Below are 12,907 nucleotides of genomic sequence, written 5' to 3' on the forward strand. Positions count from 1 at the left end.
AAACGTTTGTTTGCATATATTTTATTTTTATATTTTATTTTTTGCTTCCTTTTCTGTTTTATAAATTAAATCTATTGTTCCGCCCCCAAGGCATACTTCATCTTTATAAAAGACTACTGCCTGACCTGGAGTTATAGCTCTTTGAGGCTTTTCAAAAACAACATCACATCTTCCATTATCTTTAATATTTAATATAACATTTTGATCAGGCTGTCTATATCTAAATTTTGCAGTACATGAAAATGTTCCTGTTGGCTTATTGTTACTTATCCAATTTAAATCACAAGCTTCAAGTCCATAAGAATACAAAGCTGGATGATTTTCACCTTGAACCACATATAATATATTTTTATTTAAATCTTTATCTACAACAAACCATGGTTCTCCAGTACCTATTCCTCCAATCCCAAGTCCCTTTCTTTGTCCTAAAGTATAATACATAAGTCCATCATGCTTTCCAACTGTCTGACCTGTAAGAGTTTTGATTTCACCAGGTTTTGCAGGCAAATAATTGCTTAAAAATTTATGAAAGTTTCTTTCTCCTATAAAACATATTCCTGTACTGTCTTTTTTAGTTGCTGTTTTTAAACCGTATTTCGCTGCAATATCTCTAAGTTCTGTTTTTTTAAGATGTCCTACTGGAAACATAGTTTTAGATAATTGATATTGATTTAATTGACATAAAAAATACGTTTGATCTTTGTTTGAATCAACAGACCTTAAAAGTTTATATTCATTATCTATAAAATCAACTTGAGCATAATGACCAGTAGCAATATAGTCTGCTCCTATTTTAAGTGCATAGTCTAAAAATGCTTTAAATTTAATTTCTTTATTACACATAACATCTGGATTTGGCGTTCTTCCTTTTTTATATTCCTCAAGAAAGTATGTAAATACTCTATCCCAATATTCTTTTACAAAATTTACAGAATAATATGGTATTCCTATTTGATCACATACCCTTCTTACATCTTCATAGTCATCAACAGCTGTACAAACACCATTTTCATCAGTTTCATCCCAATTTTTCATAAATATTCCTATAACATTATATCCCTGTTCTTTAAGAAGTAAGGCCGCAACAGAAGAATCAACCCCTCCTGACATTCCAATAACAACTGTAGTATCTTTAGGTTCTTTTTTCATATATAAACAACCTTCCTTTTGCATTTTTATAAATTTTTCTTTGACATTTCTATACTCTTTTCAGTACAAGCTTTCATAGCTTCTATAACTGTTCCTCTAAAATTATGTTTTTCAAGAGTATAAACAGCTTCAATTGTTGTTCCTCCTGGAGAACAAACATTATCTTTTAATTTTCCAGGATGTATTCCTGTTTCAAGCACCATTTTAGCAGCTCCAAGAACTGCTTGAGCAGCCATTTTATATGCTTTTTCTCTTGGTATTCCATCTCTAACTGCACCATCACTTAAAGCTTCAATAAACATATATACATAAGCTGGAGAAGAACCGCTCACAGCAGTAACTGCATCCATAAGTTTTTCTTCTATTAATTCAGTTTTTCCAAAGCTTTCAAAAATATTAATTATATAATTTAATTCTTCATTTAAAACCATATTATTTGAACATATAGCTGTCATACCTTCTCTAACTAATGCAGGAGTATTAGGCATAGTTCTAACTACTTTAATAGGAAAATCAAATGAATTTTCAATAAAGTCTATAGTTATACCTGCAGCTATAGTAACTATTATTACATCTTTTTTTATATAATTTTTTATTTCTTTAATAACATAAGTATATATATTAGGTTTTACTGCTAATATTAAAATATCTGCAAATTTAGCAGCTTCAATATTATTTGTAGTAATTAAAACATCATATTTTTCTTTAACAGACTTTAATTTTTCATAACTTCTATCACTTAATATTATATTTTCTTTTGAAATAATATTTGAATTTATTATTCCTCCAAGCATAGCTTGAGCCATATTGCCACAACCTATAAATCCTATTTTTTTATCCATAATATTCATCACCCTTATCTATATTTTTATTAGAATAATATTTACAGTATGAAGCTATTGTACATTTCTCACATTTTGGATTTCTTGCAGTACAAATTCTTCTTCCATGAAAAATAAGAAGATGATGTGCTTTACTCCATCTTTCTTTTGGTATGTTTTCCATAAGTTGTTCTTCAGTTTTAATTACATCTTCACTCTCTGCAATGCCAATTCTATTAGATACTCTAAACACATGAGTGTCTACTGCTATTGCTGGGACATTAAAAGCATTGCTTAATACTACATTTGCAGTTTTTCTCCCAACTCCTGGAAGTTTTATTAATTCTTCCTTAGTTTTTGGAACTTCTCCATTAAATTCATTAATAAGCATATTAGAAAGTCCTATTATGTTTTTAGATTTATTTTTGTATAATCCTATTTCTTTTATTTCTTTTTCAAGCTCTTCTTGTTTTAATTTTATAAAATCATAGGGAGTTTTATATTTATTAAACATTTTTTTAGTAACTTCATTAACTTTCTTATCCGTAGTTTGAGCACTTAACACTGTAGCTATTAAAAGTTCAAAAGGATTTTTATGTACTAATTCACATTTTGCATCTGGATAAGTTTCTTCTAAAATATCTAAAATTTCTTTTACATTATCTTTTTTCATTTATTATATATTCACCTCTATATAAATTTAAAGGCATGATGCTACAATTAAATATACTCTATATACATAAAGCTTCAAAATATTTAAATAATTTTATAATAAACTAATAATTATTTTTTCTTTTTAAAATCTATATTCCCATGCTTATATTATTTTACTAAAGTATATTTTATTTTAATATTTCATAATTTATTATTTCTCAGGAAATACTCTTATTAAAAATTTAATGCAAAGATATATAGCAAATAAAACTACAAAAATTCCTGTCATACCTTTAACCATAACCACTAAAGCTTTTATAAAGTTATTAAAAATTTCATAATTCATATATTATAACACCATCCTTTAATTTTACTATTTTATAATATTTAAAATTATTCCTCCAGCTATAACTGAAGCTATTTGCCCTGCTACATTAGCTCCTACAGCATGCATAAGTATGAAATTTTGATTATCTTCTTTTTGAGCCATCTTTTGAATAACCCTAGCTGACATAGGGAATGCAGATATACCTGCTGCTCCAACCATAGGGTTTATTTTATTTTTTAAAAAAAGATTTAATATCTTTGCAAATACTACCCCTCCTATAGTGTCAAATATAAAAGCAATAAGTCCTAATCCAATTATCATAGCAGTTTGAAGTGTTACAAAATTTTCTGCTTTCATCGATGATGCTATAGTTATGCCAAGAAGCAATGTAATAATATTAACCAAATCCTTTTGAGCTGTTTCTGATAATCTGTCTAATACTCCACATTCTCTTATAAGATTACCAAACATTAAAAATCCAATAAGAGAAACAGAAGTTGGAGCAATAAGTCCGGCTACAAGAGTAACTATTATAGGGAATAAAATTTTTGTTTTTTTAGAAATATTTTCTGGATTATATTGCATTTTTATTTTTCTTTCATTTTTAGTAGTTACAAGTTTAATAGCAAAAGGCTGAATAACTGGTACCAAAGACATGTAAGAATATGCTGCAACAGTTATAGGTGCTATGTACTTAGAATTAAAAAAATTAGCAACAAATATAGAAGTAGGACCATCTGCTGCACCTATAATACCAATTGATGCTGCATCTTTTAAATCAAATCCTAAAAGAGTTGCTGCTATTATAGTAAAAAATATACCAAATTGAGCTGCTGCTCCAAATAATAACATAAAAGGATTAGATAAAAGAGGTCCAAAGTCAATCATAGCCCCAATTCCTATAAATAATAAAAGTGGAAACATCTCTGTTGAAATTCCGCCTTTAAATAAAAAATCCAATATTCCTTCCGTTTCTTTACCATTTATAATTTGAGTTATAGCTCCCGAAAAAGGTATATTAACTAAAATTGCTCCAAATCCTATAGGTAAAAGTAATGAAGGCTCAAAATCTTTTGCAATAGCAAGATAAATTAAAATGCCCCCAATTCCCCACATAATAACTTGTTTAATTGTTATTGAAGCTATACCTTGAATTAAAAATTCCACAATATATCCTCCTCTTATAAATAAATTTAATTTTTTAAAATTCATATTTTCAATGTATTTATTATATCACAACAAATTCATACTTAGCCTTAATTTTCATTAAATGTTATAAATAAACTTAAAGGTCTTTAGTATTTTCATACCAAAGGCCTTTAAAAATTTAACTTTTTAGTTTTTATTTTAAATATATCTATTATTTTTAATATATTCTATTTATAAACTCCTCTATATTCTTCTGGAATAAGTTCTGCTATAGCTTTCATTAGCGTAGTTAAAGCTCTTTTTTCATAATCTTGCTTTTCCTCTCCCTGCTCTCTTTTAGGAATACTTATAGGCTTCCCTATTCTAACACCTATATTTGCATCCTGAAAGCTTTCTTTATCCATATTACCAGTATCATTTATAGGAAGAAATTTTTCTGTTCCCCAAATTCCAATTGGTATAATAGGAACATTAGTAATTTTAGCTATAAGGAGGAGTCCTTTTTTAGCTTCTATCATACTTGCTGTTCTACTTCTTGTTCCTTCTGGAAATATAAGTATATTGTTCCCGCTTTTTATAAGATTTATAATCCTCGTAAGCCCTTCTTTATCCGCCGTATTAGGCTTTAAAGGCGTAGTTTTAACAAGCCTTACTCCTAAATTTGTTGTAGCATTTTGTGAAAGCTTTACCCCTGCAACATAAGTTATATCTTGATCTTTTAATACTTTATCTAATATAAGAGCATCTGAATTGCTTAAATGATTAGATATAAATATTACAGGTTTTTTTACATTATTTAAGTTTTCCTTGCCTTTTAAATCTATATTAGCATGTTTTTTTATCATATAATCTACAAATTTTCTTGCAGCAAAATTTACAACTTTATCAGGCAAATAATCTGTTATTTTTGCAATTTTAGGAGAAATCACCCTATGTTTCACCCTTCCTTATTAAATTTATTTATTAAATTTACACTTAAGTATAAATTTCAAAAGTTTCAAAATCTAATACATAAACTAGTAAAATAATACTCTCTTATAATAAAAATATTACAAAGTTATATTGTTATATTACTAAATTATATTTAAATTTAATAATATCTAACTACATTGTAAAAATAAGTATTTTGTATAGAAAAATTTTTAATAAAATATAAATTTTAATAAAAATACTGCTTAATTTTATTATAATTCGAAAAACTTTAAAAGTCTATGGTAATAATTTTTAACATAGGGTGAGTTAATTGAATCAATATCTATATACTTAATATTGTTGTTTTTTGCTAAATTAATTAAAGCATTTCTTATAATAATATTTTTGCCTCTCCATCCACAAGAAGTTATAGCATATTTTTCTTTAAATGTTTTATTATCTATATTAATAATTTCTTTTAAATTTATTTTTTTCATGTAATCATATGGAATAAATTCTTTTAAATTTGAAAAATTTATTACTTTATTAAAAGGACATATATCTTGGCAGCTATCACATCCAAACATCCTTCCATCTAATTTATTAAACCATACATCTTCTATTTCTTTTTTTTGAGTTATATATGAAAGACATATATTAGGACAATTTTCATTTTTATTTATAGCTTTTGTAGGGCATGTATTTAAACACAAATCGCAATTACCGCATTTTTGCTTTAAAGGTTTGTCAATTTCTATTTCTAAATCTGTTATTATCTCTCCAAGGAAAACATAAGATCCATATTTTTCTGTAATAATCATATTATTTTTCCCATAAAAACCTATACCACATAAATAAGCTATATATCTTTCTGGAAGTGAATTACTATCCACAAAATATATAGCTTTTCCTCCTAAACTTTCTATAAAATTGCATATTTTTTTTAAATAATTTGATATTACTTTATGATAATCTCTTCCTAAAGTATATTTTGAAAAATATACGTATTTATCATTTTTATATTTAAAATTTTCATAAAAATCATGAAGATATGGAAAAGCAATTGAAATAATAGTTTTCCCATCCTCCATATAAATTTTAGGATTAATTCTTTTATCTATATCTTTTTCTTCAAATTCATTCTCTAATCCCTTTTGTTTTCTTTGTTTAAAAAAGGGCTTTAGTTCATCAAAAATCCTGCAACTACAAAAACCTACAGTATCTAATCCTAAATTATTACAAAATTTTAAAATTTCACTTTTGTAGTTCATTATTATCATCCTTTGAAAAATTATATTACCATTTCATTGTAAATATTTCTTTTTTTACCCATATAATCGCTAATTTCTATAATAGTATTAGGTTTTGCAGATACAACCTTAGCGGGAATGCCAACGGCAGTTGAATTGCAAGGTATATCCGCTAACACTACTGCATTAGCTCCTATTTTGGAATTATCACCTATATATATTGGTCCCAGTACTTTAGCACCTGCCCCTATAACTACATTATTACCTATAGTAGGGTGCCTTTTACCCGTTTCTTTTCCTGTACCCCCTAAAGTAACTCCATGATAAATAACCACATCATTACCTATTTCAGCTGTTTCACCTATAACAACACCCATACCATGATCTATAAATAGTCCCTTCCCTATTTTAGCTCCAGGATGTATCTCTATTCCTGTAAAAAATCTAGCTGCTTGAGATATTAATCTTGCAATAAAATAAAATTTTTTCTTATAAAAACTGTGTGCAATTCTATAAGCTATAATTGCATGCATAGAAGGGTATAATAATAAAACTTCTAATTTACTTTTTGCTGCTGGATCATTTTTTAATACATTATTTATATCATATTTTATATTTTTAAACATAGATTGTTACCTCCCTTCAATTAATATTCTGCTGTTCTAGTATATAAAAAACTAGAACAACAAAATAAGTTATTATTTAATTTATTCATATAAACCCATTGACAGATACTTCTCTCCTCCATCTGGAGCTATAGTTACAATTTTTTTACCTTTACCTAATTTTTTAGCAATTTCTAACGCTGCAGCAACATTAGCTCCAGAGGATATTCCAATTAATATTCCTTCTTCTCTTGCTACTAATCTAGCTGTTTCAAAAGCTTCCTCATCACTAACTGATAACACTTCATCAACCACTTTGCCGTCATATATATCTGGTATAAATCCTGCCCCTATACCTTGTATTTTATGTGGTCCTGGCTGTCCTCCAGATATTACAGGAGAATTTTTAGGCTCTACTGCAACTATTTTTACATCTTTTTTTATTTCTTTAATTCTTCTGCCTACTCCTGAAATAGTTCCGCCTGTTCCTACTCCTGCTATAAATACATCTAAGTCGCTTATATCTTTTATTATTTCTTCAGCAGTAGTATCATAGTGTTTAATTGGATTTGCTTCATTCATAAACTGTTGAGGAATATAAAATCCTTTATTATTTTCTGCTATTTCCTGAGCTTTTGCTATAGCGCCTTTCATTCCTTTAACACCTTCAGTCAAAACAAGTTCTGCACCATAAGCTCTTATCATATTTCTTCTTTCTACACTCATAGTCTCTGGCATAACAATTATAACTCTATATCCTTTAAGCCTGCCTATCATAGCAAGAGCAATTCCAGTATTTCCACTAGTAGGTTCTACTATAGTATCTCCTTTTTTTATAAGTCCCATTTTTTCAGCTTTTTCTATCATTCCAAGAGCAGCCCTATCTTTAACACTACCACCTGGATTATATTTTTCTAATTTTAAGTAAATGTCTGCCATATTATCTTTAATTATATTATTAAGTTTTAAAATTGGTGTATTTCCTATCATTTCTAACGCATTATTATATAACATACCTATTCCTCCTTAAATTTAATTCTTATTTGTATTGTAGATTTTTTGTCAAAAATAAAACTCCGTCTCTTATTAAAATCAAGAGACGAAGTTAAACTCCGCGGTTCCACTCTACTTGGATATAATATCCCACCTTATTCAAGCACCATATGATGCTTTATCACTATAACGGGTGATCCCGATGAAACTTACTAAAATAAATTAGCATTTATTTTTTCAGCTCATAACTCCGAAGGGCACTTCATATAAACTTCTTCATAGATATCTTCTCAGCTTTAGATATCCTCTCTGTATGCTTTGTTTATACTACTTTCCTTCTTCACAGTATTTCCGAGTAATTTACTATGAATTTTATACTTATATTATATATAAATCTTATAAAATTTGTCAACTATATTTTAAAAAATTTATTTACAAAATCTATGATTTCCAATAACCTTTATAACAGGTCTTGACCATATCCATTTATTAGTTGTTTTGGCAGGGTTATAATAATAAAGAGCTCCTCCAGAAGGATCCCAGCCATTTAAAGCATCTCTTGCAGCTTTTATAGAACTAGGATACATTTGTGCATGTATCTGCCCATCAACTATTGCTGTAAAAGCACCTGGCTGATATATTACTCCAGCAATGGTATTTGGGAATTGAGGACTTTTGGTTCTATTTATTATAACTGCTCCAACCGCAACTTGACCTTCATAAGGCTCACCTCTCGCTTCTCCATTAATACACCTTGCTAGAAGCTGTACATCTTTTTCATTGCTATTAGTAGTTTTAGCAGTAGTATTTGTTGATTGACTACCAGTATTCCACTGGCCTGCATTTATTCCAAGAGCATTTAAAGTTCTATCTCCAGCAATACCATCTACCTTAAGACCATTTTTTTGTTGAAATTTTCTAACTGCAAGATATGTTTTATAACCATATATTCCATCTAATCCACCATCATAATATCCCCATGCTTTTAATCTTCTTTGTATTTCTGTAACTATAGTCCCTCTTGAGCCCCACTTATATGTTACAGCCCCTACAGTATTATTTATAGGTGAAAAATAGACCGAAGTAATTATGTATGTAATCATAATTACTGATAAATATAATGCTATTTTTTTTAAATTAAATACCTTTTTTATCAAAAATATCCCTCCTTTGTTTAAAACAATTTTATATGTGCAATTTTAGTTTGTACTTATATATAAAAAAAATACATTTTTAATATAAATAAGAAACTGCTTTGAAACTAACTATTTAGTTAGTTTCAAAGCAGTTTAATGTAAATTCTATATAAGAGAGTAAATTGTAAAACTATTTTAAATGATTTTATAAATTTTATATTACACTTTTATTTTAGCCGGCTCTTTTTATTTTTCTTTTTAAATTTAAAGGAAGCACTTCATCTAATATATCACTTAAAATTACACTTCCACATAATTTATCTTCTTTATCAACTACAGGAAGAGAAACTAAATTGTACTTAACTGCCAGCTCAATAGCCTTATCTATATTATCTTTATCATTAATTTTTATAACATTAGTATCCATAATTTCTCTTAACTTGCAATTAGAATTAGAAATAATCAAATTTCTTAAAGAAATAACTCCTTGAAGTTTTTCATCATCATCTACTATAAATATATAATGCATTACTTCATCATCAGGTTTAAGTTCTCTTAGTAGCTCTATAGTTTCTTCTACTGTTATATCAACATTAAAAGCTATAAAATCTTTATTCATTATACTTCCAACTGTTTCATCTTCATATCTCATTAAAGTTCTTATTTCATCAGCATCTCCACTTTCCATGCTTGCTAATATTTTTTCAGCTGTTTCTTCATCTACTTCATCAAGAATACCTGCAATTTCATCATTTGGCATACTATCAAAAACTTCTACTACTTTAGATTCACTTATGTTTTTAATTAAATCTTTTTGAATTTCCGGCTCAATTTCTTCTAAAGTATCTGCAGCTAAATTTTCATCTAAGCTTTCAAAAACTTTTTTTCTAAATTCACTATCCATTTCCTCTAATATATCTGCCAAATCAGCAGGATGAAGTTTTGATAATTTTTTATATGGTACAGAAATCATTAAATTATTATTTTGCATTTCAATAGATTCAACATCATCCCATATTATTAAACTATCTGAAATTTCTTTATGAATTAAAGAACAAATCCATTTTACTATACCTTCCATTTTAAACCTTCTTGCTAAAGCAAGAAAACCTGTATCAACAGCAACAACTCTAAGTTCTCCAGCAATTATACTCATACTTAAATCATTAACTTTTACTACTTTTTTGCCATTTATATCTATTATTTGTTTGCCTAAAAGATGTTTAGATAAAAGATAAGAAAAGCTTCTTGGTATTATTTCTTTAGCATCTCTTATTTTTATAATTATTTTATTATTATCTTTAAAAAAGTCTATACTTCTAAATTCATAATAAAATATTTCTCCACCTTTTTTTATTTTATAGCCAATTGCCTTTGGATACCCTGTTTCTGTTGTAACAAAAATGTCTAAAAGTTTTCCTATGGAATCACCATATTCGTCATATACATTTTTGTGCAATATACTATTAAGGAAGAAATTTGTTATTTTTTCCATAAGATCCCTCCTCCTCAGAGGGACGGTTAAATAAAATGGATATGCGTCCCTCTGAAAATATTTAGTTTTCTTTTTAATTTTGTCCTCTCATATCGAGGGGCACCATCCATTCATCTCACCACCTATTAAAAAAATAAAAGAGCCTCAAAGGCTCCTAAAATTCAACAGTAAAATTCGTTGAGTTTTAGCACTATACAGCGTAGAACATAAGCTCAGCTGCATTAAATAAAACCTTAATTCGGTAGTATTTGTTGACCCATTGGCATCTCTCGATGTTTCCGGGCAGCAGCGTATATCTGTATAGGAGCCTCACCTAACAAACTATATTCTCTTTATACTATAAATTATATTATAATTTTACTAAAATGCAACCATATTTTATAAATTTAATTTAAATTTACTTAATTTAAGCTGTTATTTTTATATTTTAAAAGCTTTTATTATTATTTCTCTTTTTTTCTAACTAAAAATATATAATTCACGCTTTCTTAATAATTTTCATTATGTTAATATAAATATAAATTCATTTACAAGGGGTCGTACTTATGAAAAAACAGCAAGAAACATTAACAGATAAATTTCTTCCAATTTGTATGGATGATTTAATAAAAAGAAATATAAGTGAATTGGATTTTGTATTTATAACTGGAGATGCTTATGTAGATCATCCTTCTTTTGGATGTGCAGTCATTGCAAGAATTCTTGAAGATGAAGGCTTTACAGTTGGTATCATTGCTCAACCTAATTGGAATAATGCTGAAGATTTTAAAAAACTCGGAAGACCTAAACTTGGATTTTTAATTAACTCTGGTAATATTGATTCTATGGTAAATCATTATACCGCAGCCAAAAAAAGAAGAAGAGATGATATTTACTCTCCCGGTGGAAAATCAGGATTTAGACCAGATAGAGCAGTAATAGTTTATTCCAATCGTGCCAGAGAGGCTTATAAAGATGTCCCTATTATTATAGGCGGTATTGAATCTAGTTTAAGAAGATTTGCTCATTATGACTATTGGGAAGATAAAGTAAGAAGAAGTATATTATTAGATTCTAAAGCTGATTTACTTGTTTATGGTATGGGTGAAAAAACTATTATAGAAATAGCTAATTTACTAAAATATGGTATGCCTATAAATAAAATTACTAAAGTAAGAGGTACTGCATATATTACTAAAGAAATTGATAATATTAAAGATTATATAGAAGTTCCATCTTTTGAAGAAGTTTCTAGTAATAAAAAAGCTTACGCAGAAAGTTTTAAACTTGAATCTTACGAGCAAGATGGAATAAGAGGAAAAACTATTGTACAAAAACATGGTGATAGATATTTAGTTCAAAATCCACCTCAGTTACCTTTAACTCAAGAAGAAATGGATAGAACATATAATCTTCCATATGCTAGAGATTATCATCCTATATATAAGTCTCAGGGTGGAATTCCTGCAATAAATGAAGTTAAATTTTCTATAATAAGCCATAGAGGATGTTTTGGAAGTTGCTCTTTTTGTGCTCTTACTTTTCATCAGGGGCGAACTATACAAAACAGAAGTCAAGATTCTATTATAGAAGAAGCAAATAAAATAATTAAAGACAAAGATTTTAAAGGATATATTCATGATGTAGGTGGACCTACCGCAAACTTTAGGCATAAGTCTTGTAAAATTCAAGAAACTAATGGTGTTTGCAAAACAAAACAATGTTTGCATCCAGTTCCATGTAAAAATTTAATAATAAGTCATAAAGAATATTTAAATCTTCTTAGAAAACTTAGAAAACTTCCTGGAGTAAAAAAAGTATTTATTCGTTCAGGTATTAGATATGACTATTTAATATATGATAAAAACGAAGAATTTTTTGAAGAATTATGTAAATATCATATAAGTGGTCAATTAAAAGTCGCTCCCGAACATGTAAATAATAAAGTTTTATACCAAATGGGAAAACCAACAAGAGAAGTTTATGATAAATTTGTAGATAAATATAATAGTATAAATAAAAAGCTAAACAAAAAACAATTTTTAGTACCATATTTAATGTCAAGCCATCCAGGAAGTGATTTAAATGCTGCTATAGAGCTTGCTTTATATATAAAAAAAATGGGCTATATTCCAGAACAGGTTCAAGATTTTTATCCTACCCCTGGAAGCCTTTCTACAACAATTTATTATACTGGTATAAATCCATTTACTGGAGAGAAAGTTTATGTACCAAAAACTCAAAAGGAAAAAAGTATGCAAAGAGCGCTTCTTCAATATAAACGTCCTGAAAATTATAATATTGTAAAAGAAGCATTAACTTTAGCACATAGGGAAGATTTAATAGGTTTTGGAAAAGAATGTTTAATACCTCCAATACCTCCTAAAAAAGTAAAAAAACATAATAAAAAATAATATTTCTATAATTTAAAATTTT

Annotated in this window: 12 protein-coding genes, 1 riboswitch and 1 other annotated feature; of the genes, 1 reads left to right on the plus strand and 11 read right to left on the minus strand. The window is 27.7% G+C overall.

The genetic code is table 11. The annotated features are described in order from the left end of the window. Window positions 1-27 precede the first annotated feature (27 nt). The 11 genes from mnmA to B5D11_RS07705 all read right to left on the minus strand — a co-directional run bounded on the left by mnmA (window position 28) and on the right by B5D11_RS07705 (window position 10,492). A complete protein-coding gene (mnmA, locus tag B5D11_RS07660) occupies window positions 28-1,149 on the minus strand; it encodes a tRNA 2-thiouridine(34) synthase MnmA (protein WP_078682461.1) in 1,122 nt (373 codons plus the stop codon). A 26-nt stretch (window positions 1,150-1,175) separates the two neighbouring features. Then, entirely contained in the window at window positions 1,176-1,991 is an 816-nt protein-coding gene (gene proC, locus B5D11_RS07665) for a pyrroline-5-carboxylate reductase (RefSeq protein ID WP_078682462.1), read from the minus strand. Further along, window positions 1,984-2,643, minus strand: a complete 660-nt coding sequence (nth, locus tag B5D11_RS07670; protein WP_078682463.1) for an endonuclease III — start codon at window positions 2,641-2,643, stop codon at window positions 1,984-1,986. Before nth ends, proC begins: the two co-directional genes overlap by 8 nt. Window positions 2,644-2,835: 192 nt before the next feature. Further along, window positions 2,836-2,970, minus strand: coding sequence for an OadG-related small transporter subunit (locus B5D11_RS12945; protein ID WP_265936967.1), 135 nt, complete (start codon window positions 2,968-2,970; stop codon window positions 2,836-2,838). A gap of 27 nt (window positions 2,971-2,997) precedes the next feature. Beyond that, a complete protein-coding gene (locus B5D11_RS07675; protein WP_078682464.1) occupies window positions 2,998-4,119 on the minus strand; it encodes a sodium ion-translocating decarboxylase subunit beta in 1,122 nt (373 codons plus the stop codon). Window positions 4,120-4,328: 209 nt separating this feature from the next. Further along, window positions 4,329-5,030 carry a lysophospholipid acyltransferase family protein gene (locus B5D11_RS07680; RefSeq protein WP_078682465.1) on the minus strand — a complete coding sequence of 234 codons (702 nt, stop codon included), beginning with the start codon at window positions 5,028-5,030 and terminating at the stop codon, window positions 4,329-4,331. Window positions 5,031-5,285: 255 nt separating this feature from the next. Beyond that, window positions 5,286-6,284 carry a tRNA epoxyqueuosine(34) reductase QueG gene (gene queG, locus B5D11_RS07685; RefSeq protein ID WP_078682466.1) on the minus strand — a complete coding sequence of 333 codons (999 nt, stop codon included), beginning with the start codon at window positions 6,282-6,284 and terminating at the stop codon, window positions 5,286-5,288. 20 nt (window positions 6,285-6,304) lie between these two features. Then, window positions 6,305-6,889 (minus strand): serine O-acetyltransferase EpsC, encoded by a 585-nt coding sequence (gene epsC / locus B5D11_RS07690; protein WP_078682467.1) that lies wholly within the window; start codon window positions 6,887-6,889, stop codon window positions 6,305-6,307. A gap of 81 nt (window positions 6,890-6,970) precedes the next feature. After that, a complete protein-coding gene (gene cysK, locus B5D11_RS07695) occupies window positions 6,971-7,882 on the minus strand; it encodes a cysteine synthase A (RefSeq protein WP_078682468.1) in 912 nt (303 codons plus the stop codon). Window positions 7,883-7,960: 78 nt separating this feature from the next. Then, window positions 7,961-8,214, minus strand: a binding site (T-box leader). A gap of 75 nt (window positions 8,215-8,289) precedes the next feature. Continuing rightward, the gene (gene sleB / locus B5D11_RS07700) at window positions 8,290-9,015 is read right to left on the minus strand and encodes a spore cortex-lytic enzyme (protein WP_180376978.1); all 726 of its coding nucleotides are present in this window, start codon (window positions 9,013-9,015) and stop codon (window positions 8,290-8,292) included. Window positions 9,016-9,229: 214 nt separating this feature from the next. Further along, window positions 9,230-10,492 carry a magnesium transporter gene (locus tag B5D11_RS07705; protein ID WP_078682470.1) on the minus strand — a complete coding sequence of 421 codons (1,263 nt, stop codon included), beginning with the start codon at window positions 10,490-10,492 and terminating at the stop codon, window positions 9,230-9,232. A 164-nt stretch (window positions 10,493-10,656) separates the two neighbouring features. Beyond that, a riboswitch (M-box (ykoK) riboswitch) is annotated at window positions 10,657-10,820 on the minus strand. Window positions 10,821-11,037: 217 nt separating this feature from the next. Here B5D11_RS07705 and B5D11_RS07710 point away from each other — a divergent pair. Then, on the plus strand, window positions 11,038-12,885 hold the full coding sequence (locus tag B5D11_RS07710; RefSeq protein ID WP_078682471.1) for a YgiQ family radical SAM protein: 1,848 nt from the start codon (window positions 11,038-11,040) through the stop codon (window positions 12,883-12,885). The last annotated feature ends 22 nt before the right edge of the window (window positions 12,886-12,907 follow it).

The sequence above is a fragment of the Clostridium sp. USBA 49 genome, from assembly GCF_900167505.1.
Classification (GTDB): Bacteria; Bacillota; Clostridia; order Clostridiales; family Clostridiaceae; genus Clostridium_AT; species Clostridium_AT prolinivorans.